Annotated in this window: 28 protein-coding genes and 1 tRNA gene; 24 read left to right on the top strand and 5 right to left on the bottom strand. The window is 43.2% G+C overall.

Features of this window, described 5'->3' with window-relative positions; all coding sequences use genetic code 11:
- Positions 1-237: 237 nt before the first annotated feature.
- The 3 genes from A3GY_RS0103995 to A3GY_RS0103985 all read left to right on the top strand — a co-directional run bounded on the left by A3GY_RS0103995 (position 238) and on the right by A3GY_RS0103985 (position 2552).
- A complete protein-coding gene (locus A3GY_RS0103995; protein WP_018030119.1) occupies positions 238-1749 on the top strand; it encodes a metal ABC transporter substrate-binding protein in 1512 nt (503 codons plus the stop codon).
- Between the two features lie 157 nt (positions 1750-1906).
- Positions 1907-2257, top strand: a complete 351-nt coding sequence (locus A3GY_RS0103990; protein ID WP_018030118.1) for a cupin domain-containing protein — start codon at positions 1907-1909, stop codon at positions 2255-2257.
- A complete protein-coding gene (locus A3GY_RS0103985; protein ID WP_018030117.1) occupies positions 2247-2552 on the top strand; it encodes a cupin domain-containing protein in 306 nt (101 codons plus the stop codon). Before A3GY_RS0103990 ends, A3GY_RS0103985 begins: the two co-directional genes overlap by 11 nt.
- A 41-nt stretch (positions 2553-2593) precedes the next feature.
- Here the strand turns inward: A3GY_RS0103985 and A3GY_RS0103980 are convergent, their stop codons facing one another.
- Positions 2594-2836, bottom strand: a complete 243-nt coding sequence (locus A3GY_RS0103980; RefSeq protein WP_026161917.1) for a type B 50S ribosomal protein L31 — start codon at positions 2834-2836, stop codon at positions 2594-2596.
- A 453-nt stretch (positions 2837-3289) separates the two neighbouring features.
- Here A3GY_RS0103980 and A3GY_RS0103975 point away from each other — a divergent pair, with 453 nt between their 5' ends.
- Complete coding sequence (locus A3GY_RS0103975; protein WP_018030115.1) at positions 3290-3841, top strand: GNAT family N-acetyltransferase; 552 nt, start codon at positions 3290-3292, stop codon at positions 3839-3841.
- Between the two features lie 19 nt (positions 3842-3860).
- Here the strand turns inward: A3GY_RS0103975 and A3GY_RS0103970 are convergent, their stop codons facing one another.
- From A3GY_RS0103970 to yghU, 3 genes are all read right to left on the bottom strand, one after another.
- Positions 3861-4793 carry a DHH family phosphoesterase gene (locus A3GY_RS0103970; protein ID WP_026161916.1) on the bottom strand — a complete coding sequence of 311 codons (933 nt, stop codon included), beginning with the start codon at positions 4791-4793 and terminating at the stop codon, positions 3861-3863.
- A 19-nt stretch (positions 4794-4812) separates the two neighbouring features.
- Complete coding sequence (locus A3GY_RS10050) at positions 4813-4971, bottom strand: GNAT family N-acetyltransferase (protein WP_018030113.1); 159 nt, start codon at positions 4969-4971, stop codon at positions 4813-4815.
- Between the two features lie 63 nt (positions 4972-5034).
- A complete protein-coding gene (yghU, locus tag A3GY_RS0103960) occupies positions 5035-5826 on the bottom strand; it encodes a glutathione-dependent disulfide-bond oxidoreductase (protein ID WP_018030112.1) in 792 nt (263 codons plus the stop codon).
- A gap of 109 nt (positions 5827-5935) precedes the next feature.
- On the opposite strand from yghU, the gene add reads away from it, so the two are divergent.
- The 10 genes from add to dhaM all read left to right on the top strand — a co-directional run bounded on the left by add (position 5936) and on the right by dhaM (position 12545).
- On the top strand, positions 5936-6955 hold the full coding sequence (gene add, locus A3GY_RS0103955) for an adenosine deaminase (protein ID WP_018030111.1): 1020 nt from the start codon (positions 5936-5938) through the stop codon (positions 6953-6955).
- A 60-nt stretch (positions 6956-7015) separates the two neighbouring features.
- A complete protein-coding gene (locus A3GY_RS0103950) occupies positions 7016-7459 on the top strand; it encodes a flavodoxin (protein ID WP_018030110.1) in 444 nt (147 codons plus the stop codon).
- A 65-nt stretch (positions 7460-7524) separates the two neighbouring features.
- The gene (locus A3GY_RS0103945; RefSeq protein WP_018030109.1) at positions 7525-8223 is read left to right on the top strand and encodes a TVP38/TMEM64 family protein; all 699 of its coding nucleotides are present in this window, start codon (positions 7525-7527) and stop codon (positions 8221-8223) included.
- A gap of 72 nt (positions 8224-8295) precedes the next feature.
- Positions 8296-8571, top strand: a complete 276-nt coding sequence (locus A3GY_RS0103940) for a chorismate mutase (protein ID WP_018030108.1) — start codon at positions 8296-8298, stop codon at positions 8569-8571.
- Positions 8568-9791 (top strand): chloride channel protein, encoded by a 1224-nt coding sequence (locus A3GY_RS0103935; RefSeq protein WP_018030107.1) that lies wholly within the window; start codon positions 8568-8570, stop codon positions 9789-9791. The genes A3GY_RS0103940 and A3GY_RS0103935 overlap by 4 nt, the downstream gene beginning before the upstream one ends.
- A gap of 118 nt (positions 9792-9909) precedes the next feature.
- Positions 9910-10257: a 50S ribosomal protein L19 gene (gene rplS / locus A3GY_RS0103930; protein ID WP_018030106.1), complete on the top strand. Its 348-nt coding sequence runs from the start codon at positions 9910-9912 to the stop codon at positions 10255-10257.
- Positions 10258-10409: 152 nt separating this feature from the next.
- Positions 10410-10481, top strand: a tRNA-Arg gene (locus A3GY_RS0103925).
- Between the two features lie 115 nt (positions 10482-10596).
- On the top strand, positions 10597-11586 hold the full coding sequence (gene dhaK / locus A3GY_RS0103920) for a dihydroxyacetone kinase subunit DhaK (RefSeq protein ID WP_018030105.1): 990 nt from the start codon (positions 10597-10599) through the stop codon (positions 11584-11586).
- 9 nt (positions 11587-11595) lie between these two features.
- Positions 11596-12174 (top strand): dihydroxyacetone kinase subunit DhaL, encoded by a 579-nt coding sequence (gene dhaL / locus A3GY_RS0103915; protein ID WP_018030104.1) that lies wholly within the window; start codon positions 11596-11598, stop codon positions 12172-12174.
- Entirely contained in the window at positions 12171-12545 is a 375-nt protein-coding gene (dhaM, locus tag A3GY_RS0103910; RefSeq protein ID WP_018030103.1) for a dihydroxyacetone kinase phosphoryl donor subunit DhaM, read from the top strand. The genes dhaL and dhaM overlap by 4 nt, the downstream gene beginning before the upstream one ends.
- Positions 12546-12559: 14 nt before the next feature.
- On the opposite strand, the gene A3GY_RS0103905 is transcribed toward dhaM, so the two are convergent.
- Positions 12560-13123 carry a TetR/AcrR family transcriptional regulator gene (locus tag A3GY_RS0103905; protein WP_018030102.1) on the bottom strand — a complete coding sequence of 188 codons (564 nt, stop codon included), beginning with the start codon at positions 13121-13123 and terminating at the stop codon, positions 12560-12562.
- Positions 13124-13258: 135 nt separating this feature from the next.
- Here A3GY_RS0103905 and A3GY_RS0103900 point away from each other — a divergent pair, with 135 nt between their 5' ends.
- The 10 genes from A3GY_RS0103900 to serB all read left to right on the top strand — a co-directional run bounded on the left by A3GY_RS0103900 (position 13259) and on the right by serB (position 25105).
- A complete protein-coding gene (locus A3GY_RS0103900; protein ID WP_018030101.1) occupies positions 13259-14377 on the top strand; it encodes an alpha/beta fold hydrolase in 1119 nt (372 codons plus the stop codon).
- Positions 14378-14478: 101 nt separating this feature from the next.
- Positions 14479-15702 carry an FtsW/RodA/SpoVE family cell cycle protein gene (locus A3GY_RS0103895; RefSeq protein WP_018030100.1) on the top strand — a complete coding sequence of 408 codons (1224 nt, stop codon included), beginning with the start codon at positions 14479-14481 and terminating at the stop codon, positions 15700-15702.
- A gap of 79 nt (positions 15703-15781) precedes the next feature.
- The gene (locus tag A3GY_RS0103890; RefSeq protein WP_026161914.1) at positions 15782-16342 is read left to right on the top strand and encodes an HAD-IA family hydrolase; all 561 of its coding nucleotides are present in this window, start codon (positions 15782-15784) and stop codon (positions 16340-16342) included.
- A 10-nt stretch (positions 16343-16352) separates the two neighbouring features.
- Complete coding sequence (gene gyrB / locus A3GY_RS0103885; RefSeq protein WP_018030098.1) at positions 16353-18308, top strand: DNA topoisomerase (ATP-hydrolyzing) subunit B; 1956 nt, start codon at positions 16353-16355, stop codon at positions 18306-18308.
- Positions 18309-18401: 93 nt separating this feature from the next.
- Positions 18402-20123: a septation ring formation regulator EzrA gene (gene ezrA, locus A3GY_RS0103880; RefSeq protein WP_018030097.1), complete on the top strand. Its 1722-nt coding sequence runs from the start codon at positions 18402-18404 to the stop codon at positions 20121-20123.
- A 406-nt stretch (positions 20124-20529) separates the two neighbouring features.
- Positions 20530-21579, top strand: coding sequence for a histidinol-phosphate transaminase (hisC, locus tag A3GY_RS0103875; RefSeq protein ID WP_018030096.1), 1050 nt, complete (start codon positions 20530-20532; stop codon positions 21577-21579).
- A complete protein-coding gene (locus A3GY_RS0103870) occupies positions 21576-22550 on the top strand; it encodes an ATP phosphoribosyltransferase regulatory subunit (RefSeq protein ID WP_018030095.1) in 975 nt (324 codons plus the stop codon). The genes hisC and A3GY_RS0103870 overlap by 4 nt, the downstream gene beginning before the upstream one ends.
- Positions 22547-23194 (top strand): ATP phosphoribosyltransferase, encoded by a 648-nt coding sequence (hisG, locus tag A3GY_RS0103865; protein WP_018030094.1) that lies wholly within the window; start codon positions 22547-22549, stop codon positions 23192-23194. Before A3GY_RS0103870 ends, hisG begins: the two co-directional genes overlap by 4 nt.
- Positions 23191-24474: a histidinol dehydrogenase gene (gene hisD, locus A3GY_RS0103860; RefSeq protein ID WP_018030093.1), complete on the top strand. Its 1284-nt coding sequence runs from the start codon at positions 23191-23193 to the stop codon at positions 24472-24474. The genes hisG and hisD overlap by 4 nt, the downstream gene beginning before the upstream one ends.
- Positions 24461-25105 (top strand): phosphoserine phosphatase SerB, encoded by a 645-nt coding sequence (serB, locus tag A3GY_RS0103855; RefSeq protein WP_018030092.1) that lies wholly within the window; start codon positions 24461-24463, stop codon positions 25103-25105. The genes hisD and serB overlap by 14 nt, the downstream gene beginning before the upstream one ends.
- Positions 25106-25111 lie beyond the last annotated feature (6 nt).

Here is a 25111-nt window from a genome sequence, read left to right as displayed (position 1 = left end):
GTTCTTCTCGCAATCCTGACGGCAATTAGGAAAAAGAATTGATCAATACACTAGAATAGATTCAGCAGTCCTAATACCCCAAAATTATCCCTATCGCCGCTCCAGAGGCATTCCAAGGGTCAGAATCTTTCCTTTCAGACTTTTGGCTAATATTTTTTACTTAAAAGACTTGCAAAAAAATTTTAGTATGATATACTTAACCAGTAAATAATTAACTAGTTAAGTAAGGAGACCCTAATGAAAAAGAAATTACTTTTCGTGATGACCTTCATCAGTCTGACTTTTTTAGCCTTTGCAGGCAAACCAAGACCTGTTTCTGCAAGTGAGCAGATCTCAATTGTCACGAGCTTCTATCCCATTTATGAGTTTACCAAAGGTGTTGCTGGGGACGAGGCCAAGGTCAGCCTCCTGATTAAGGCAGGAACAGAAGTGCATGATTTTGAGCCTTCAACGAAAGATATTGCCAAAATCGCTGATGCCGATGCTTTTGTCTATGATGACGACAACATGGAGACCTGGATCAGTTCAGTTAAGAAAAGTGTCGGAAAGAGCAAGGTCAAGTTTGTCAAATCAACTGGAGACATGATTCTTCTGCCCGGGACGGAAGAAGAAGGCCATGACCATGAGGGGGAAGATCACCATCACCAGTATGACCCTCATGTGTGGCTGGCACCGAGTCTTGCAATCAAGCAGGTTGAAAACATCCGCGATAGTCTTTCCAAGTCTTTCCCTACGAAGGCAGAAGCCTTCAAAGCAAATGCCGCAGCCTACATCAAAAAGCTCCAAGATCTGGACAAGGAGTACAAGGAAGGTCTTGCATCGGCCAAACAAAAAGCTTTTGTTACCCAGCATGCAGCCTTTTCTTACATGGCCATGGAATATGGTTTGACACAAATTTCCATTACGGGTATTACGGCAGAATCAGAACCGTCAAGCAAACGTCTGGCAGAACTATCAAAATACGTTAAAGACAATGGGATTAAGTATATCTATTTTGAAGAAAATGCTTCTTCTAAAGTAGCCAAAACTCTGGCAAACGAAGCAGGGGTTAAGACAGCCGTTCTTAATCCTATTGAAAGCCTGACCCAAAAACAAATGGATAAGGGTGAAGATTACTTCTCTGTCATGCGGCAGAATTTGAAGAATCTGCAAAAGACAACGAATACCGCTGGTAAAACAATTCAGCCAGAGAAGGATACAAGTAAGACCGTCTATAACGGTTACTTTAAGACCAAAGATGTCAAAAAGCGTAGCCTGTCTGATTGGGCAGGGCAATGGCAGTCGGTTTATCCTTATCTGCAAGATGGCAGTTTAGATACGGTTTTTGATTACAAATCCAAATTAAAAAAAGATATGACGGCAGCTGAGTATAAGGCTTATTACACGACTGGCTACCAGACAGATGTTAATCATATTACCATTAGCGGCAAGAAAAAGACCATGACTTTTGTCCAGAATGGTCAGAAGAAGACCTATACTTATCGCTATGTGGGTTATAAGATTTTAAATTATAAAAAAGGCAACCGTGGCGTTCGTTACCTTTTTGAAGCCAAGGAAAAGGACGCCGGTCAGTTCAAATATGTGCAATTCAGCGATCATGGTATTTCTCCGCAGAAGGCTGGGCATTTCCACTTATTCTGGGGCGGAGAATCGCAAGATAAGCTTTTGGAAGAAATGGAACATTGGCCAACTTATTATCCAAGTAATCTCAATGGTCATGAGATTGCTCAAGAAATGGCTTCTCATTAACCAATCAAAAAAGCAGGCTCTCAGAGCTTGCTTTTTCAGTCGAGATGGTAGTCTGCTGTGATTTCCAAAAGTGCTCTTTCAAAATGATGACAGCTCAGAGGCTTTTTGATATGATTAGGGTGACTAAAATCAAGAAGGACAACATAGGGAGGTTTTTATGGCTTATATTGATAAAATTCCGCACAAACAGGTATTAGACCTAACAAAGGAAATTAGCATCGAAGAGGAGCAGATATTAAGCAAAACACTTGTTCAAAGACAGGATTTAGGAATAACATTGTTTTCCTTGGATAAGAATCAGGAAATTGCCAAACACACATCGCCTGGTGATGCCATGGTCACTGTTTTGAGCGGTGTGGCAGAAATTACGATCGATCAGGCTGTTTTTGAGGTGGCTGAAGGTCAGACCATTCTTATGCCGGCTGAAATTCCACACAGCCTGTATGCAAAAGAAGCCTTTCAGATGCTCTTGATTGTGGTGAAACCAGAGGTCAAGCATGATTGCTAATCTTTTAGAGCTCATTCATTATCATGACGGTCAAATTGCCAGCCGCTCCTTAACAAAAAAACTAGCTCTGGATAATCCTGTGACCCTTTACGCTATTCCAGCGGGCGAATCAATCAGTCATGAAAGCAGTAGCTTAACGAAATTGATTCAGGTTCTAGAAGGAAGTCTCCAAGTGGAAATAGTAGGTGAGACCTATTGCTTAAATGATTCGGCTTTGATGAGTATCCCTGCCAATCAGCGGCATCATCTCTATGCCCTTAAAGACACCAAGCTATTACAGATAGAAGTGCCGTAAATCGATGCAAAAAAACCTTGCCGCAGCAAGGTTTTTCTTTCTTATTTGAGACCGTATTTTTTGTTGAAACGATCGACACGTCCGTCTGCTTGAGTGAATTTTTGACGTCCTGTGTAGAATGGGTGTGAATCAGATGAAATTTCCACACGGATGAGTGGGTATGTTTCACCTTCGAATTCAACGGTTTCATTTGAGGTTTTAGTAGAACCGCTCAAAAATTGATAGCCAGTTGATGTGTCCATAAAGACAACTGGGTGGTATTCTGGATGAATATCTTTTTTCATGTTAAAAAAATTCCTTTCTGCCATAGCCCTTTTCGAGCCATAGTTACTTAACTACTCTAGTCTAGCAAAACTTTTCCCAATTGGCAAGTCTTTTACAGGAATTTTTCTGGTTTACTGCCCATCTTGGAAGACTTATGCCGACTTCTTTGATGAGGTGATAGCTCATAAGAGTCCAAATAAGTTATAATAGGAGTAAAGGCTGGGAGACAGCATTTGAAATTGTCTGGAGAAAATGGATGGCTATGGAAGACTAGTCATAGCATCCCTTTGAACGAAATTGATATAGGGATGGGCAAATCAGCCTCCTAGCTCCTATAACTTAGAAATTTGTGGCAGTATCGCAAAGAGGGAAGAACCAAGCAACTCTTAAGGGATTAGCAATCAGGACATTAGGCTTGCCTTGAGCGTCCAGACAGAGCTAGTCTTTTGACAAGGTAATAGAGGAAGATTTAGATGTTTACAAGAAAAGATGGTTTTGCCATCCGTCCGTTAAAGGCGGACGATTTAGAAATGTATTATGAAGAAGGTTTTCATCCTTTAGATCCAGCTGTTGTTTATTTTACTGGAGGGACTGCCGATTTTTCAAAGGAGGAGATCAGAGCTTATCTGAATAAGATTAGTCAGGACAGAAGCCGCTTTGATTTTGCTATCTTGAATCCCCAAGGGCGTATCATCGGGGAGGTGGTCATCAACGAGATCGACCAAGAAGTAAGGCAGGCTAATTTTAGGATTCTCTTATTTTCAAAAGCCTATCGCCATCGCGGCATAGGAAGCTGGGCGACCAATTTTGCGCTGGATTTCGCTTTCCAAGAACTAAACCTTCACCGTCTGTCACTTGAGGTTTTCTCTTACAATCAAGCTGCACAGGCCATGTATAGAAAAGTAGGCTTTAAAGAGGAAGGACGCCTGCGTCACGCCATCTTAGACGGAGAAAATTATGCCGACCTAATCTTGATGGCGATCTTAGAAGAAGACTATCGCCAATTAAGAACAGGCGGTTGCTGACAACCGCCTGTTTGTTTCTTTAAATGAGTGCTTCCTGCAATTCCTTGTAAATGTCTTCATTCTCGTCGAGAGAATAAGAGTTCGCACCGCTGGCCAGAGGATGTCCGCCGCCATGGTGGTTTTTGGCAATTTCATTGATAAAGACGCGCTTGCTGCGCAGCCGGACGCGATAATGACCGTCGGGCTGTTCCACAAAAATGCCCCAGGCTTCCACACTGTCGATTTTCCCCGGACTTCCGACAATGGCGGATGTTTCTGCATCGGTTAGTTCATATTTTTTCATCAGATCCTGTGTAAGGGTGACACGCGCTGCTCCATGTGCATCAATTTCAAGATGGTCAAAGACATAAGCCTGCAATTTAGCCACTTTATAGGGAAACGAGTCCATCTGCCGAACCATAGTCGCAAAGTCAAAGTCATATTTCCGAAGTTCACTGGCGATTGCTAAGGTTTTGGCGCTTGTGGCAGGGTAGAGAAAGCGTCCGGTATCTCCCACAATGCCGGCATAGAGAAGACGTGCAGCTGAATCAGAGAGTTTGAGCTGATGTGACAAGGCAAAATCAGCAATGATTTCACTGGCACTTGAAGCACTTGTATCAACGAGAGAAATATCACCATATTGGTCCTCATCTGGATGGTGATCAATCTTAATCTGAAATGCTCCTTGGCCATAACGTTTGTCATCAATCCGAGGCCGATTGGCAGTGTCAACAATAATAACAAGAGCACTTTGATAATCCTCATCCTGAACGGAATCCATCTGGGTCAGCCAGGCAAGACTTGGTTCATCAAAACCAGTCGCTAAGACTTTCTTGTCCGGAAAATTGGCTAAAATAATTTCTTTTAGACCGGCCTGACTTCCTAGTGCATCAGGATCTGGTTTCATATGGCGGTGAATAATGATAGTATCATATTCCTTAATTTTTTCTAGAATGTGTTCGAATATGGTCATGTTTTGTCCCGTAGTCATTTTACTTTTTTAATTTCATGTCAATATGAGGAATACCGTCTTCTAAATATAAATATTCTTGAGAGGTAAGCTGGAAACCAAAGGAGGCATAAAAAGATTTTAGATATGCCTGAGTCTGAACCCAAATAGGCTGGTTTGGAAATGTTTTTAGTTTCCACATAAAAATCCCCATGACACTATTATAGCATGAAAAACCCCGTCCTCAAACAGGATTGGGTTTGCCTTATGTGATGGTTTTATAATCAGCTTTCAAAGCCCGCTTAACAGCAGGACGCTGAGCAATTCTTTGCGTCCAGTCTAGTAAGTGCTGATAGGTGTCTAAAGCGAGAAATTCATAGGCTCCCTCATATAGGGCATCCTGTGCTAAACGTCCATACCAAGCCCAGACAGCTATATCAGCGATGGTATAGTCTTCTCCGGCAATGTAGGACTTATTAGCTAATTCCTTATCCAATAAGTCTAATTGACGCTTGGTTTCCATCGTAAAACGATTGATGGGATATTCTAATTTTTCAGGAGCATAGTTGAAAAAATGACCGAAACCACCACCGACAAAGGGAGCAGCTCCCATTTGCCAAAAGAGCCAATTAAGAACTTCTGTTCTTTGCGCCCAGTCTTTAGGGATGAAGTGTTCAAATTTATCAGCTAAATAAAGCAAAATAGAGCCAGATTCAAAGACACGGATGCTCGGTTCCTGAGACTTATCCAAAAGAGCTGGAATTTTAGAGTTGGGGTTGATGGCAACGAAATCAGAACCAAATTGGTCGCCCTCCATGATGGAAATTTTGAAGAGGTCATAATCCGCTTCTTTGATACCAAGCTCGCGCAGTTCTTCCAGCATAATAGTTACTTTAATACCATTAGGTGTGCCTAAAGAATAAACCTGCAGTGGCTTGTCACCTTGAGGTAGTTTTTGGTCAAAACGGCTGCCAGCAGTCGGACGGTTGATGCCAGAAAATTTTCCTTGATTACTTTCCTCATCAGACCAAACTTTTGGCGGGATATAATGAGACATAATTTCTCCTTTCAGATGCTGAGATATTTTCAAAATATAGCACAGAAGAATGAGAAAAGCAACTGAAATATGTTATGATAGATAGCAATATAGAAATGGGAGTTATACAATGGGAAATCACCTGCATCAATTAGCAAAAGCAGAGCTGCACTGTCATTTGGATGATTCTTTATCATTTGAGGCTATTCGAGAATTAGCTAGAATGGCAGATATAGCGCTGCCTGAGTCGGATAGTGAACTTTCAAAATTGGTGACGGCTCCTGAAAACTCTGAAAGTTTACTTGACTATTTAAAGACCTTTGACTTTATTCGTCCTCTTTTGCAGACCAAGGAGGCTCTTCGTTTGGCTGCCTATGATGTGGCCAAACAGGCTGCTGCTGAAAATGTCATTTATATTGAAATTCGATTTGCACCTGAGCTGTCTATGGACAAAGGTTTGACGGCTGTTCAGACGGTGGAGGCGGTAGAAGAGGGCTTGAGGCAGGCTCAGGTTGACTTTGGTATTGTCGCTAAGGCCTTGATCTGCGGTATGAGGCAGTCGTCTCAGCAGCTGACAAAAGATATTTTTAAACAGATTAGTGCTGCAGAAGGACTGGACTATGCTGGTTTTGACTTTGCCGGCAATGAGCATGATTTTCCGCCAGAAGATCTAACAGATCTTATCCGCTATACACAAAACATGAAGCATCTCATGACCTTTCATGTCGGTGAATGTGGTTGTGCTAGCCATATTGCGCAAGCTCTTGCGTTTGGAATTAAGCGCTTGGGGCATGTAACAGCTATTCAGAACCATCCTGATATTTTGGCGGAATTCGTAGAAAAAGGAGCAACTGCAGAGCTCTGTTTAAGCAGCAATTTGCAGACCAAGGCAGCCAGAACACTGGCAGAGTTTCCCTATCAAGAACTGTATGCTGCCGGTGCTAGGATCACCATTAATACAGACAACCGTACCGTCTCTAATACCAATCTGACGAGAGAATATCAATTGTTTTCGGACTTTTTTGGGACGAGCATAGCGGACTTTTACCGCTTCAATCAAAATGCTCTGCAAGCTTCTTTTACGTCAGGTTCTGAAAAGGCAGAATTGCTTGAAAAGCTAGAGGCTGTTTATGCCCCCTATCTCAACTAAGGTATTTTAAAAGTCCTAAAACTGTGTTATAATCATACTATTATTACTTTGGAGGACATCATGGCTTTAGCTAAAATCGTTTATGCCAGTATGACGGGAAATACCGAGGAACTTGCTGATATCGTTGCCAAAAAGTTGGAAGATTTGGGGCACACCGTTGAGGTAGATGAGTGTACAACTGTTGATGCCGATGAATTTCAGGATGTGGACATCGCCATTGTTGCCAGCTATACGTACGGAGATGGTGACCTGCCTGATGAAATCGTTGATTTTTATGAGGATTTACAGGACTTGGATTTATCTGGTAAAGTATACGGCGTTGTAGGGTCAGGCGATACCTTCTATGATTATTTTTGTAAGGCCGTTGATGATTTTGAACTTGCCTTTGCCGGTACAGGTGCTCAGAAGGGTGCTGATTCGGTCAAAGTTGATTTATCCGCTGAGGATGAGGATATTGCCAATCTTGAACGGTTCGCAGAAGAAGTGGCCGCAAAGGTTGGATAAGCAACATTTATAATCAAAGACAAGTTTTTCAAGCTTGTCTTTTCTTTCATGGAAAGTGGCAGGGTATGACAAAAATTGAGTTAAACTACAAAGATGTCGTCAGAACTTTATTGCTTTTTGGTCTGGTCATTATAACAAGTTATCTTGTTTTCTTAATTTTTCGTTATTGGCCTCAGATTAATGACTTGCTGAACCCTAAGCAAACCATTACCAGCATCGAAAAGCATTTTCGGACAAGAAGCTTCTTAAATTTCGTCGTTTTAACCTTCCTAACATCGTTGGCAACAGCTATTCCTTTCTTATCCAGTTCCATCCTAGCCTTTTTTAATGGCCTGGTTTTTGGGTCTTGGTTGGGGTTTTTGATGAACCTTTTGGGAGCTGTCTTTGGGAATGTTCTGTTAAGTCAATTACTGGCTCATGTGCACCTGCATGAGAAAGATCATAAGACCAATCAGCGAATGGCTAAATTATCCCAACTGAAAAATCCTTATGTGGGTTTGACGCTGGCCTATATGATTCCTTTTATTCCTGCGTTTTTAGCCAATTATTCAGCGTTGGAGATGAAAATCCCTTGGTCCAAGTGGCTCATCTGTGTCATCTTAGGAGTGCTTCCTTCAAGCTTTGTTTATGCCTTCGGCGGCGATGCTATTTTTAAGGGCAATTGGCATCATTTCTTAATCCTGATTTTCCTGCTGCTGGTCTTGGTGGGTCTTTATTACAGTTGGGACAAACGGAAGAAAGAGTCAGCCCAAAATCGTCCCTGAGGAGGATACCTTTCCCAAAGGAGCCTAGAAAGCGGCTCTTTTTTTTGATATAATGGCTGAAAAGGAGGAGCTATGAACCTAGAACAGATACGTGATGACATTGATGCTTTGGATGGGCAGTTAGTGGCTCTGTTAGAAAGACGGATGGCCCTAGTCAGTCAAGTTGCGGCTTATAAAAAACAGACAGGCAAAGCAATTTTGGACTCCAAGCGTGAGGAAGAGCTGCTGGCTAAGGTAGCTTCGCTAGTCAGCCAGCCAGATTTTAAAGACACCATACTAGCGACCTACTCAGCAATCTTACAAGAGTCAAGGGTTTATCAAGTTCGGAAGTTAGCAGAAGAACAATGAAAAACAGGATTGATACTCAGAGGCTGGTATACCTTGCTTTTATTACGCTCGCAGCTTTTTTGATTGGAATCTTGATTGGAACAGTTGACGCTGTTTTTGGTCAGGTCTTATCAGCCATTTCAGCTATTCGTGAAGCTCATCCCTTATACCTGACGCCTTTTCTTGCACTAGGCGGTCTTTTGATTGTTTTTCTTTACGACCATTTTGGTGGAACCAGTGGCAAAGGAATCAATTTAGTTTTTGAAGTAGCGGATAAAAAAGAAAGGGAGATTCCTAAACGCCTCGTTCCATTGGTAATGCTGGCAACTTGGATTACCCACCTTTTTGGCGGAAGTGCTGGGCGAGAGGGAGTGGCTGTTCAGTTGGGTGCTACTATTTCTCATGCTTTTTCGCCCTTCTTTCATTCCATTAAATCGCCAAGAACCTCTCGGACTTTCCTCATCATGGGTATGGCTGCCGGTTTTGCCGGTCTTTTTCAGACTCCGATAGCAGCAATCATGTTTGCTATGGAGGTGCTGATTATCGGTCATTTGGACCTGTGGGCGATTTTACCCACCTGTATTGCAGCCTTTACAGCCAGTACCACCTCGCATCTTTTGGGACTTGAAAAGTTTAGTCATGCAGTTCAGTTTGATTTCACGCTTGATGGGGTACTGTTTCTGAAGCTGGCTATTCTAGGCTTGTGTTTTGGTTTTGCGGGGACCCTTTTTGCCTTTCTCTTGCGACAAACGAAATTGAAACTGCTGAAAACGTTTAAGGATCCTTATCAGCGTATCTTCATCCTGTCCTTGCTACTGAGCAGTCTCTTATTGATTTGTGGTTTGGGGCGTTATTCGGGCCTAGGCACCAACTTAGTAGCTGCTAGTTTCTCAGGAGAGGCAGTCTATCCTTTTGATTGGCTTTTAAAACTTCTGTTGACAGTTTTAACACTAGCTGCCGGTTTTCAGGGAGGAGAGGTAACACCGCTCTTTACTATTGGAGCCACGCTGGGAAGTGTTTTGGCGCCTCTGATCGGTCTGCCTTTGGAATTTGTAGCAGCCTTGGGATTCTGTGGTGTTTTTGGCAGTGCCACCGGTACTTTTTTAGCCCCTATCTTTATTTGCGGAGAGACTTTTGGATTTGAAAACACACCTTATATCTTTATTGTGGTTTGTTTTGCCTTTTTGATTAAAAAAGACACTAGTATTTATAGCCTGCAAAAAATAAGTGATATCAAATAATCGTCTTTACAGAATCGAGAATTTTTGATAAAATGTAATTTGTGTGTAATGGACACATATAAAACGGCTAATCCGCTGGGACAAAGCACCTATGATTAGTAAGAGAAGGAGAATAAAAATGAATCCATTAATCCAAAGTTTGACAGAAGGTCAACTTCGTACTGACATTCCTGCATTCCGTCCTGGTGACACTGTTCGTGTTCATGCTAAGGTTGTCGAAGGAAACCGTGAACGTATCCAGATCTTTGAAGGTGTTGTTATCTCACGTAAAGGTCAAGGCATTTCAGAAATGTATACTGTTCGTAAAATGTCAAGCGGTATCGGTGTTGAACGTACTTTCCCAATCCACACACCACGTGTTGATAAAATTGAAGTTGTTCGTTACGGTAAAGTCCGTCGTGCGAAACTTTACTACCTGCGTGCCTTGCAAGGTAAAGCGGCACGTATCAAGGAAGTTCGTCGTTAAGACAACTTACGGAAAACTCCCTCTTCAGGGAGTTTTTTTGATATCATAATCCGTTTTAAATGACGTTCCTTTTTTGCACGAAATAGGAGAAGGAAGGTTCAAAAGTCGGACTTGCAATCCCGTCTCCTCTGCGATACAATAGTAGAGGCTTTGTCCCCTTAGTTAAATGGATATAACAGCTCCCTCCTAAGGAGTAGTTGCTGGTTCGATTCCGGCAGGGGATATAGAGAGAAAACAGCCTCATGTTTCATGTGAGGCTGTTTCTTTATGACCTAATACTTGAATTTCAAAAGTTTTCAGTATATAATGAAAGCGGATACAAAACAAAGGAGGTCCACAATGAAAAAAATTATCAATCAGCCCAAGGATGTTGTTAATGAGATGCTTGATGGTATCGTCTACATGCACGATCATCTGGTTGAGAGACTGGATGGACTAGAGGTGATTGTGAGAAAAGCCGATAAGAAGGGGAAAGTAGGTCTTATTTCGGGGGGCGGATCTGGACACGAGCCTTCTCATGCGGGTTTTGTAGGTCAGGGAATGCTGTCTGCAGCGGTTTGTGGAGCAGTCTTTACCTCACCGACCCCAGATCAAATCTTGGAAGCCATTAAAGCGAGTGATGAAGGAGCAGGAGTTTTTATGGTCATTAAGAATTATTCTGGTGATGTCATGAACTTTGAAATGGCCCAAGAACTGGCTGAAATGGAGGGCATTGATGTGGCCAGTGTAGTTGTCGATGATGATATTGCTGTTGAAAACAGCCTCTATACTCAGGGGCAACGTGGCGTTGCTGGTACCATTTTAGTCCATAAAATTTTAGGGTATGCAGCAGAAGCGGGTCAATCGCTGGACGAAATCAAGTCTTTGGCAGACAACCTCGTGCCTCATATTAAAACAATTGGCCTTGCCTTGTCAGGAGCAACTGTTCCTGAAGTTGGTAAGCCAGGCTTTGTTCTTGCAGAAGATGAATTTGAATACGGTGTTGGAATTCATGGAGAGCCGGGCTATCGGAAAGAAAAACTGCAGCCTTCTTTAGAATTGGCCAAGGAGCTGACAACAAAACTGTTAGATGCTTTTGATTCCAAAGCAGGCGATAAATTCGCGCTTTTGATCAATGGTCTGGGCTCAACACCGCTAATGGAAGAGTATATTTTTGCCAATGATGTGGCTAATTTATTGAAAGAAAAGGGAGTAGAAGTTGTCTTTAAAAAGATTGGCGATTATATGACCTCTCTTGATATGGCCGGTTTGTCCTTAACACTCATGAAAGTAGCAGATGACGCTTGGCTTGATGCCCTTGAAGCACCTGTTGTCACACCAGCTTGGTAGGAGTCGCTTATGAATGTAGAAACAGTATTACAGTGGATGTCTCTTTTTAATCAAAAGATCCAGCAAAACAAGGATTACCTAAGTGAATTGGATACGGTGATTGGAGACGGCGATCATGGTGGCAATATGGCCAGAGGTATGGCTGCTGTTATGGCTGAACTTGATGGCAAAACCTTTGACAGTGCAGCGGCTATTTTTAAGATAGTAGCGATGCAGTTGATTTCTAAGGTCGGAGGTGCTTCGGGACCTCTGTATGGCTCGGCTTTTATGGGCATGTCTAAAAGTTTTCAGGTTAAGGATGAGCTATTGCCGGCTTTGAAGGCAGGTCTGGAAATGATTCAAAAAAGAGGGAAGGCTGTTGCCGGTGAGAAGACCATGGCAGATGTCTGGCTGGCAGTCATTGAAGATTTAGAAAAGCAACAGCTCAGTCAAACATCAATTGATGAAGCCGTTTTGAGGACAAAGGAGATGCTGGCTACTAAAGGAAGAGCTTCTTATCTTGGGGAGCGTTCGGTAGGACATATCGATCCGGGCTCCTACTCCTCAGGCCTTCTTTTTAAAGCCATGCTGGAAGCAGGTGTTTTATGACAAAAATTGGTTTGGTTTTAGTCTCGCACGCGAAACCTTTAGCACAGGGAACCTTTGAATTGATAAGGGAAGTTGCGAAAGATGTTGACATCACTTATAGCGGGGGCACCGAAACAGGGGATATTGGCACAAGTTTTGACCAGATTCAGGAGGCAATTGAAGCTAACGGACAAGACAGGCTGCTGGCCTTCTTTGACTTAGGAAGCGCTAGAATGAATCTAGAGATGGCGGCTGATTTTTCTGATAAAAATATCCTGATTCAGAATGTTCCCTTTGTTGAAGGAGCTTACACAGCAGCTGCCCTGATACAGGCAGGAGCTCCGCTAAGCGCTATCGAAGCCCAGCTATCTGAACTTCATATTCAAAAATAGGACTCAAAAGAGTCCTATTTTTGAATAAGGCCTAAAAAATGAGAGTGTAATTGGCTGGCAAAGCGGGTTAGCTCTTGATCGGAGCCGTGGGTAATCATCCATTGCATCAAACTGAAAACGCAGGAAGTGAATAAGGCGGCCGCCAATTCTGGATGGATACTCAGCTTATCCTTGTCCTTGATGAGCAATTCTATCACGTACTTTTGGCATAGTTTTCGAAAGTCGCCTTCAAAGTCAGCTTTGGGAGGCAGCGGCGTTTTTAGCAGGGCTTGTAAGATGGTCCTTTTTTTCTGATAGAAGTCATAAATGTCTGCTAAAAAATGCTCCAGCCTTTCATCCCCATCTTGTTTCCTGTATTTTTCTTCAAATTGTTTTTCAAAGTAGTCTCTTGTCTTGGAAGTCAACTTTTCCAAAACATCATATTTATCTTTGTAGTGTGTATAGAAAGTAGAGCGGCTGACCATAGCCCTCTGACAAATTTCATGAACCCGAATGCTGTAAAAGTCTTTCTCCAGTATTAAAGAGACCAAAGCCTGCTCTATGTCCCTCTTACTTTTAAAAATACGAACATCTTCCATCAACCATTTTGCTCCTATTCTGTCCATTTTGCAACAAAAACGAACATTTTGTCCGATTCCAAACAAATTATAGGATTTTGAAGCTTGTTTGTCAAAGATCTTTTGCTTATATTAAGTTCATAGGGGGATAAAATCATGTTTTACCATTATACCGGAAATGTTCAGTTCGATTTACAAATTAATCGTGTGGTTAGTTACTTTGGAAACAATTCAAAGGTGGAAGCGGATTTGCGGACTATTCTGCCTCATTTAGACAGTATTCCTGCTTGGAATCGTCTTTGGAAAGCGTTAGCTTTTAAACGAAAGAAAAGTCAGGATTATGATATAGCTTCTTTCTACTTTTTTGCAGCTGGTTTTTATCTCTTGGAAGACAATCCAGACAGAGAATTGATCCAGAAAGAGCGTCTAGCCTGTTTTTATCAATGGTATGATATTTTTCCTTATGAAAGACACGATGTCCCGTTTGATGATTTTTATTTACCGGCTGTAAAATTAATCAATCCCAATGCTCAAAAAACACTTTTGGTCTTTGCAGGTTATGATAGCTGCCTCGAGGAGCTGATGGTCTGGGTCAAGGATTTTCGAGGAACGGCTTACAATATTATTATTTTTGATGGACCAGGACAGGGGAATGCGCTCTTTGGAGGCAGCCATTTCATGATGAATTTTGAGCGGCCGGTTTCTGCTGTCTTAGATTATTTTGAACTGGATAGGGTGGTTGCCTGGGGGATTTCTTGGGGCGGTTATTTTGTGATGAGAGCGGCAGCTTTTGAAAAAAGGATTGATAAGGTTATCGCCATGGATATTTTTTATCAGGGGATGGATGCCTTGATAGAAGGAATGCCACTGTTAAAGGGATTGGCACTTCAGATGTTATTATTTCTCAAAAGAGAGAGGATCCTGAATCGTCTCATCAGTCGGGAAATGACAAAGGATCTTGATCTTTCTTGGAAAATGACGAGAGGCTTTCAGTTGACAAACACCAAAACACCATTTGCCCTATTGGAAAATCTAAGCCGACATTCTATGAAAGGGTTGGGCGCTTCTATCAATCAGGAAGTTCTCTTGCTAGCGGCTAAGAATGATCAGTATGTTCCAATTAAACGTCTTAAACAATTGGAAAAAGAGCTGCACCACGCTGGGAAAGTAGTGAGCCGTGTTTTTACCGATGAAACTGGTGGAAATCATCATTGTCAGGCGGGAGAAACTCATCTGGCGGTCAAGGAAATTAAAGCTTTTCTTAATGAAAACTAGGAAATATGTCAGGCAGATTATTTCTTCATGAATTGTTCTTTTAGGCTTTTTCCTCATGGAAAAAATGTTATAATATGGACTATAAAATTCTAGGAGTGGGCATGATAACGAAGCGTGAAGTAAAAAGACGGCCGATTGATAGTCGAATCGATTATAATTTGATTTTACCAGTGTTTTTCTTGATTATCATTGGGTTTTTGGCGATATTCGTTGCAACCAGTCATGACTATCCGAAAAATCTGACGACTGTTATGGGTCAGCAAGTGGTTTGGCTCTTGATAGGGAGCCTTATCAGTTTTGTTGTCATGCTATTCAGTACAGAATTTCTCTGGAAGATAACGCCTTACTTATATGGTCTTGGTTTAGGACTGATGGTTTTGCCGCTGATTTTTTACAGTCCTGAATTAGTGGCTTCAACGGGGGCTAAAAACTGGGTCACCATCGGTTCGGTTACTCTCTTTCAGCCGTCAGAATTTATGAAGATTTCTTACATTTTGATGCTGTCAAGGACCATGGTGAGGTTTAAGCAGAAGCATTCTCAAAGGACCTTAAAAGAAGATGGCAAACTCCTGCTGTTATTTGCTGCTTTGACCCTGCCAATATTGCTTCTTCTCGGCCTGCAAAGAGATTTAGGAACCGCCATGGTCTTCATGGCGATTTTGGCGGGTATGGTTCTGGTAGCAGGGGTTTCGTGGAAAATTATTATCCCGATTGTTCTTTTGGCTGTTGCCGTTTTAACTCTTTTCTTAGTTATTTTTCTAATGCCAAACGGAAAAGAATTCTTCTTTAGTTTGGGAATGGATGCCTATCAGATTAATCGTCTGTCAGCTTGGATCAGTCCCTTTGATTATGCAGGTAATATTGCCTATCAGCAAACTCAGGGGATGATTGCTATTGGTAGCGGTGGTCTGTTGGGGAAAGGTTTTAATGTTGTTGATTTGTCCGTCCCTGTCCGCGAAAGTGATATGATATTTACTGTTATTGCTGAAAATTTTGGTTTTATTGGGGGCAGTATTGTTTTGGTGCTCTACTTATTGCTGATTTATCGGATGCTCCGGGTTACCTTTGCCTCTAATAATCTCTTTTACACCTATATTTCAACTGGCTTCATCATGATGATTCTCTTCCATATTTTTGAAAATATCGGAGCTGCAGTAGGGGTTTTACCTCTAACGGGGATACCACTTCCTTTCATCTCGCAGGGCGGGAGTTCTCTGATTTCAAATCTGATTGGAGTTGGCCTGGTGCTGTCGATGTCCTATCAGAATAGCCTGTCTCAGGAAAAGGCTCTCTATAAGCGTTTTAAAAAGGAACAAAAAAGATAAGCGTCTCAAGAGTTGAGGCGCTTTTTCTGTGGGGTCAGAAAGCTACTTTATTTTTGAAAAATATGATATAATAATCACTATGGATTATCATGATTATATTTGGGATTTAGGCGGAACCCTGCTTGATAATTACGGCATGTCAACGAGAGCCTTTGTCTTAACGCTGGGACAGTTTGGCAGACCTGCCACACATCAGCAGGTTTATAACAGCTTGCGTCAGTCAACAGCTGCTGCGGTCCAAGAGTTTGCGGCCGATATTCCAGACTTCTTAAGAAGCTATAAGCGGAAAGAGGCAGAACTGTTGGAGAAGCCTGTTTTATTTCAGGGGGCTCAAGAAGTTTTGCAAAAAATAGTGAACAGCGGTGGGCGGAATTTCTTGATTTCCCATCGAGACAATCATGTTTTAGAATTACTTGATAAAACGGGGATCAGATCCTATTTTACCGAGATTATTACCAGTGAAAATGGCTTTGCTCGAAAGCCAGATTCGCAAAGCATGCTTTATCTGAAAGAGAAATACCAGATAGCAAGCGGATTGGTGATTGGTGACCGCCCAATTGATATAGAAGCCGGAGAGGGTGCTGGTTTTGCAACGCTTCTGGTAGATGGCAACCAATCGCTTTTGACAATGATAACTTAAAGGATAGAAGATGACAGAAGAAAATAAAGATTTAGAACAATTGGCACAGGAATACGATGCCAGCCAGATTCAAGTTTTAGAAGGGTTAGAAGCCGTTCGGATGCGTCCGGGGATGTATATTGGCTCAACCTCGAAAGAAGGGCTCCACCATTTGGTTTGGGAGATTGTTGATAACTCCATCGATGAGGCCCTGGCAGGTTTTGCCAGTCAGATTCAGGTCTTTATCGAGCAAGACAATTCCATTACTGTCGTTGATGACGGTCGGGGAATTCCGGTTGATATTCAGGAAAAGACCGGTCGGCCGGCGGTCGAAACTGTCTTTACGGTACTCCACGCAGGAGGTAAGTTTGGCGGCGGTGGCTACAAGGTATCAGGAGGCCTCCACGGTGTAGGGTCTTCAGTTGTGAATGCCTTGTCTACCCAGCTCGATGTTCGGGTGCATAAGAATGGTCAGGTTTATTTTCAGGAATATCGCCGCGGTCAGGTCGTAGATGACTTGAAAGTGATTGGTGAAACAGATCGAACAGGAACAACGGTTCATTTCACACCAGACCCTGAAATTTTTACAGAGACGTCTGAATTTGACTTTGCCAAGTTAGCAAAGCGTGTCCAAGAGCTGGCCTTTTTAAATAAAGGACTTCGGATTTCAATCACAGATAAGCGTGACGGTAACGAAGCCAATGATAAGGAATACCACTACGAAGGCGGTATTGTCAGCTATGTTGAGTTCCTGAATGACACAAAAGAGGTCATTTTTAACCAGCCTATTTATACGGATGGGGAAATGGAAGGAATAGCAGTCGAAGTTGCTATGCAGTATACGACCGGCTTCCACGAAAACGTCATGAGTTTTGCCAATAATATTCATACGCATGAGGGCGGAACCCATGAACAGGGCTTCAGAACAGCTCTGACACGTGTCATCAATGACTATGCTAAGAAAAATAAAATCCTTAAAGAAAATGAAGACAACTTAACCGGCGAGGATGTTCGCGAAGGTTTGACGGCTGTTATTTCAGTTAAACACCCTAATCCTCAGTTTGAAGGTCAAACCAAAACCAAACTGGGCAATTCAGAAGTGGTTAAGATTACCAACCGCCTCTTTAGCAATGCTCTGAGCCGTTTCTTGTTGGAAAATCCTCAGACAGCTAAGAAAATTGTTGAAAAAGGGATTCTAGCTTCCAAGGCTCGGATTGCGGCCAAGAGAGCGCGTGAGGTAACCCGTAAAAAATCTGGTTTGGAAATTTCCAACCTACCAGGAAAGCTGGCTGATTGTTCGTCTAATGATCCTGCTCAAAACGAGCTCTTTATCGTTGAGGGAGATTCAGCAGGAGGCTCTGCTAAGTCAGGTCGAAACCGTGAATTTCAGGCGATTCTGCCCATCCGCGGTAAGATTTTGAATGTTGAAAAAGCCACAATGGACAAGATTCTGGCTAATGAAGAAATCCGCAGTCTGTTTACCGCAATGGGAACGGGCTTTGGGGCAGAATTTGATGTCAGCAAAGCACGGTATCAAAAACTTGTCATTATGACAGATGCTGATGTTGATGGTGCTCATATCAGAACCTTGCTCTTAACCTTAATTTATCGCTTCATGCGCCCTGTTCTGGAAGCGGGCTATGTTTACATTGCCCAGCCGCCGATTTATGGTGTAAAGGTAGGCAGCGAGATTAAAACCTATATCCAGCCCGGTGCTGATCAGGAAGAAAAATTGCAGGCTGCTCTGGCTGAATACAGTCAGGGACGCTCTAAGCCAACGGTTCAACGTTATAAAGGTCTTGGAGAGATGGATGACCATCAGCTGTGGGAAACAACCATGAATCCTGAACACCGCTTGATGGCGCGTGTCTCCGTTGATGACGCTGCGGAGGCTGACAAGATTTTTGATATGCTCATGGGAGACCGAGTGGAACCTCGCCGTGAGTTTATTGAGGAGAACGCTGTTTATAGTACGCTTGACGTTTAATGTAACGAGATTTTGAAAAGTCAATAGAAGTGTGTTATAATCGTAATGTTATAGTCGAATTTTTATGACAACAAGACAGTTAAGGAGATAAAGATGTCTAGCGGAATAGTCTTACTAATCGTTGCCATCGTTTTTGTGGTGATAATTGCCTATTTAGTGGCCATTATCGTTAGAAAACGCAACGATTCGTTAATTGCAAAACTCGAGGAGCGTAAGCAAGAACTGTTTGATCTGCCTGTCAATGATGAGATTGAGGCAGTTAAGGCGCTTCACTTGATTGGACAGAGTCAGACGACCTTTCGGGAGTGGAATCAAAAGTGGGTTGATTTATCGCTGAACTCTTTCAGTGATATTGAAAATCATATTTTTGAAGCTGAGAACCTTAATGACACGTTTAATTTCTTTCGCGCCAACAGCCAAATCAAGAATATTGAAAGCCAGCTAAACCTTGCTGAGGAAGATATTAAAGCGATTCGCGAAGCCCTGTCCATTCTGAAAGAGCAGGAAGAAAAGAACAGTGCCCGTGTTAAACACGCCCTAGATTTGTATGAAAAATTACAGCATTCAGTTGCTGAAAATGAGCAAAACTTTGGGACCACACGTGAGGAGATTGAGAAGCAGCTGAAGAATATTGAAGCTGAATTTGCTCAGTTTGTGACCCTTAATTCTTCTGGGGACCCTGTTGAGGCGGCAGAAGTGCTTGATCGTGCAGAAGAGCATACCATTGCACTTGGTCAGATGACCGAGAAAATTCCTGCCATTGTGGCTAAATTAGAAGATGATTTTCCAGATCAGCTGGAAGATTTGCAGTCTGGTTACGGCCGTTTGTTAGAGGAAAATTATCATTTCCCTGAGAAAGACATTGAGGCGCGTTTCCAAGTTATCCGTGAAGAAATTGGTAAAAACGCCAGCGATTTAGTCTCTCTTGACTTAGATCATGCTGAATCTGAGAATATCAGTATTCAGGACAAGCTAGATGAGCTCTATGATATTTTTGAGCGTGAAATTGCAGCGCATAAGCAGGTTGTCAAAAATAAGAAATTGATTCCGAAATACTTGGCTCATGCGAAAAACAATAACGAACTTCTCTTGACTGAAATTGACCGTTTGTCTAAAAAATATATCCTAGATGAAAAAGAAGGCATCAATGTCCGTGATTTTGATGACGATTTGAAATCTATTGAAGAGGATATCTTACCGACAATTGAGAACTTTGAAGCTCAGGCGCAGCCCTTCTCTGTTCTGCAGAAGAGTTTCGATCGGACGATTAAGACTCTGGACTTGGTTGAAGAAGGACAGCTTGATGTCTTTAACAGCTTGAAAGACATTGAAGCCGTTGAGGAAAAATCGCGTGAGACATTGGATCGTTCGATTAACCGTCTCCACATCATTAAGCGATTCATGGAGAAGCGCAACTTACCTGGAATTCCGCAAGAATTTCTCAGTGTCTTCTTTACAACGAGTGCTCAGCTTGAAGCCTTGCTAGACGAGCTCAATCGTTCCCGTATCCATATCGATACGGTCAATCGGATGACGGAAGCTTCGGCTGCAGCGCTTGAGAACCTTGAGGCGACAGCTTACCGTATTGTTGAAAATGCTGTTTTGACAGAGCAGCTCCTGCAATATTCAAACCGCTACCGCAGTTTTGAATTAGAAGTTCAGGAAAGCTACGACCGTGCCTTGACGCTTTTTGAAGAGGGACATGATTACCAAGCCTCTTTTGAAGAAATTTCTTATGCTTTAGAGGCGGTGGAGCCTGGTGTCACAGATCGCTTTGTTTCTTCTTATGAAAAAACCCGTGAAATTATTCGATAGTATGAAAAGCCAGACCTTTGGTCTGGCTTTTCATGATAGAGATGGCTGTTTTGCTTAAATGCCACCTTGCCTTAGGGCTTGCAATTTTCAGAATTTTCTTGTAGAATGAAAGCAATAGAGAAAAGCGATGATGGAAAAAGTCTAAGAAGCCATTTAGAGAGTATGGGGAGCTGAAAACATACACAAGACTTAGACGACACATTCCTGAGTGCAGGTGCGAAATGGACTTCAAGAGTAGTATCTGACGGGTTATTCACGTTACGAATCGGAGTTTCAAACTCCCAGAGGGCAGTTCTGGTGACAGGCTGCCGAATCAATGGTGGAACCACGTGTCAACACGTCCTTGCAAGTTTTTTGCGGGGGCGTTTTTATATCATCTCATTAGTCAAAAGAAGGAGCAGGAGCTATGATCAGAGGTTTGCGACAAATTGAGCCTTACCGTGCGGGTGCTCAGCCCAGGCAATTAGATATCATCAAACTTAATACGAATGAAAATGCTTATGGAGCAAGTTCCAAGGTGAAAGAAGCTTTGGCGGGCTTTTCCGCAGACCAGTTAAGGCGTTATTCTTCTTTGGATCAAGATTCCCTCAGGCAAGCTTTGAGCAGACAATTAGGTGTCGATGCCAGTCAGCTAATCATCGGCAATGGATCTGATGATATCCTGTCAATTGCCTTTTTGACCTTTTTTAATAACCCTGAACCCATCCTGTTTCCGGATTTGACTTACGGCTTTTATAAGGTCTGGGCAGACCTCTACCAAATTCCTTATCAGGAAGTTCCTTTGGCTGCTGATTTTACAATTAAGACAGAAGATTATCAGCGTCCAAATGGTGGGATTATTTTGACAAACCCCAATGCACCGACAGGGATTTACAAACCTTTGGCTGAAATCGAGGACATTCTCAAATCTAATCGGGATGTAGCCGTCATTGTGGATGAGGCCTATATCAATTTTGGGGGACAGACAGCTCTTTCGCTTTTGGAAAAGTATGATCATCTGGTGCTTGTGAGAACCTTTTCCAAGGATGCTTCGTTGGCAGGACTGCGTGTCGGATATGCTGTTGCGTCGCCTCGTTTGATTGCCAGTATGAATGCGGTCAAGCACTCCATCAACCCCTACTCAGTGGATCTCTTGGCGGAACGGCTGGCAACTGCAGCAGTAGAAGACTGGGAGCATTATGAAAGGAACTGTCGTCGAATTGCGGAAACCAGAGACTGGTTTCGTCAGGCCTTAATAGAGTTAGGCTTTATGGTTCTTCCTAGTGCGACCAATTTCGTTTTAGCTAAACCACAGGGGATTTCAAGCCGCAGCCTGTTTGAGAAACTAGAAGCTAGAGGTATTTTTGTTCGGTATTTTCCAAATGTGAAAAGGATAGAGGATTTCTTGCGTATTTCAATCGGAAGTCGTGAAGAAATGGAAGAATGCCTCAATGCCATTAAGGAGTTTGTAAAATGAAGAAAACAAGTTTGCCAATCGGCATGCATGATAAACTGTTTAAACGTGCCAAGGTCATGTATGATCTGGAGCGCGATATTAGTGATCTATTGATGGAAGAAGGTTTCAGTCGTATTGAAACACCGACCTTAGAATATATGGAGGTGTTTGGTGATGACATTTCAACAGAGCACTATCATCTGTTTGATAAACAGGGAAATCTTTTGAGTCTGCGTCCCGACATTACCAGTCAAATTGGGCGTTTGATTGCCTCGACTCGGGTCAATGTTCCTGTGAAATTTTCTTATTCTGGCAAGGTTTTTAAGTATAATGAAGAATTGCGAGGCTTGTCCAATGAGCATACGCAGGCGGGGATTGAAATTGTTGGCTACGATGCTAATGAAGCGATTCTTGATGCCCTTCTGTCGGCAAAGAAGGCTTTGGAGATAGCTGGGCTTAGAGACTATCAATTTGAGTTTTCACATGCCCATCTTTTACAGACCATTTTTGCCTGTTTAGATATTCCGGATAGAGCAAGGAAAGAGCTTTCTCTTTTGATTCAGGATAAGAATATTACAGGTCTTAATAGTTTTACCCAGAAATACCCAAGTGAGTTTGATCAGCTGATCTGTCAGCTGCCTTATCTCTTTGGCGCCAGTCAGTCAGTCTTAGAAAGGGCGAGAAGTCTGACAGCCAATGGCAAAATTTTAGCTTCATTAGATCAGCTTGAGGACTTGCTGTCACTGTTGTCTGACAGGATTTCTGAGGTTAATCTGGATTTAGCTCAGATACCGGCGATGCCTTATTATACTGGAGTGATGTTTAAGGTCTTTGGGGATAAGGTTCCAGATGCTTTCGTTTCTGGCGGGCGCTATGACAAGCTCTTTGAACGTTTTGGGGCTAAAAAACTAACTGCTGTCGGCTGGACGATTGATATTGACAGTATTTATCAGGCTATTCATCATGATATTAGCTTTGAGGAGGTTTTATGACCAAGCAATTAACCATCGCTCTGACTAAGGGGCGCATCGAAAAAGACGCTGTGGCATTATTAGAAAAAGCAGGATTTGATCTGTCTTTCATGGCTGATAAGGGCCGCAACCTGATTTTTGAAAGTCCTGATAAAAAATTTCGCTTTCTTTTAGTAAAAGCACCAGATGTCACCACCTATGTGCGTCATGGAGTGGCTGATTTAGGTGTTGTCGGCAAGGATGTTCTCCTAGAGCATCCGACAGGCTATCTGGAGATGCTGGATTTAAATTTTGGTCTTTGTAAATTCTCAGTGGCTTCCACGCCGGCCTATCGTCCCAATGATCATAAGCGTAAACGGATAGCAACAAAATACCCAACAGTCGCCCGTGATTTTTTTAATCAAAAGGGGGAGGATGTGGAAATCATTTCTATTCAGGGATCCGTTGAAATTGCTCCAGTCATTGGCCTTGCGGATGCCATAGTAGACATTGTAGAGACAGGCAATACCTTGGTAGCAAATGGCTTGGAGGTTTTTGAGGATATTTGTCGGATATCAGCTCGGCTTATTGTCAATAAAGCTAGTTTAAAAAATAAACCAGAGGTTTTAGATCTCATTCATAAGATAGAAACGGTTGTGGGCGATAAGGAGGTACCTTTCCAATGAAACGTTTAATCGGAAGCAATCAGGAAATTGCGGCCCTGCTCTATACAGAGCAGTTGGAGCTGAGCCAGCAAAATGACAATGTCGAAGAGGCCGTGGCGGCCATTATCCAGGATGTGCGCCTGAGAGGCGACGAAGCCCTGCGTCATTACTCGGCTGTCTTTGATCAGGTAGAGTTGGAGGATTTTGAAGTTGGTCAAGACTTGGTGGATCAGGCCTTTGAGCAGGTGGACCAGGCGGTCTTGACGGCCCTTGAAAATGCCAAGGCCAATATCGAGTCTTACCACCGCCAGCAATTAGAAAAAGGCTTCGAGGACCAGCCGACGGATGGCGTCATCCGTGGACAGCTCATTCGACCCATCGAGCGGGTCGGGGTCTATGTCCCAGGCGGAACGGCGGCCTATCCCTCATCTGTCTTGATGAATGTGATTCCTGCTAAGATTGCGGGTGTTAAGGAAATCATCATGATTACGCCCCCGCAGAAGAAATTTGTGCCAGCTATTTTGGTCGCAGCCAGATTGGCAGGCGTTGATAAGATTTACCAAGTCGGTGGTGCTCAGGGCGTGGCTGCCCTGGCCTACGGAACGGAAACCATTCCCAAGGTGGACAAGATTACAGGGCCTGGCAATATCTATGTTGCGACAGCCAAAAAACAGGTCTTTGGCCTTGTGGGCATCGATATGATTGCAGGACCTTCTGAGATTGGCATCATTGCGGATGAAACGGCCAATCCAGCCTATGTTGCAGCAGACCTCCTCTCCCAGGCTGAGCACGATGTCCTGGCCCGGGCTATTTTGGTCACCAATTCGGAAGCACTGGCAGACGCGGTAGAAGCCGAGATTGAAAAGCAGTTGCAGGATTTGCCAAGACAGGTCATTGCAAGAAGCACGATTGAGAACAACGGCCGGATTATCCTAACTCAGGATGTGGACAGCATGTTTGAGCTCATGAATCTGGTGGCACCGGAGCACTTGGAAATCGCTATGGAAGATGCCTATAACTACTTGGATAAGGTTGAAAATGCGGGTTCTATCTTCCTGGGTCATTATACCAGTGAGCCTATCGGGGACTATTATGCAGGGACCAACCATGTCCTGCCGACCACAGCCACCAGCCGCTTTTCTTCGGCCCTGGGGGTCCATGATTTTATCAAGCGTATCCAGTATACGCAGTATAGCAAGGCTGCCATACAGGTGGCGGAAAAAGATATTACAAGCCTAGCTTATGCAGAAGGTCTGCAGGCCCATGCCAAGGCGATTGAGGTGAGAAATGACAAATGTTAAGGGACTCTTGGTCATGGATGTGGACTCCACCCTGGTTCAAGAAGAAGTGATTGATTTATTGGGAGAAGAAGCAGGTGTCGGCGAGCAGGTTGCTGCCATCACCGAGCGGGCTATGCGGGGCGAATTGGACTTTAAAGAGGCTCTGGAAGAACGGGTAGCTACCCTCAAGGGCCTGCCCGAGTCCATCTTTGATAAGGTTTTTGCCCGCATTCATTTCAACAAGGGGGCCAAGGAATTGGTGGATGAACTCCATGCCCGTGGCTACAAGGTGGGCTTGGTTTCAGGTGGTTTTCATGAAACGGTAGACCGCCTGGCGGAGCAAATCGGCATTGATTATGTCAAGGCTAATCATCTAGAAGTGATGGATGGTTTCTTGACCGGAAAAACCTATGGCGACATCGTGACCAAGGATGTCAAAGTGGAAAAACTCTGTCAATGGGCGGAGGAGAATGGCTTGACCCTAGAGCAAACCATTGCCATGGGAGATGGGGCCAATGACCTGCCGATGATTCACAAGGCTGGCATCGGCATTGCCTTTTGTGCCAAACCAGTGGTCCGAGAGGAAGCTCCCTACCAAATCAATGAACCAGATTTGTATCAAGTGATTGACATATTGGATGGACTTCAATAGAGTGGA

It is taken from the genome of Streptococcus ferus DSM 20646 (assembly GCF_000372425.1).
Classification (GTDB): domain Bacteria; phylum Bacillota; class Bacilli; order Lactobacillales; family Streptococcaceae; genus Streptococcus; species Streptococcus ferus.
This window is presented reverse-complemented; position numbering and strand designations above follow the sequence as displayed.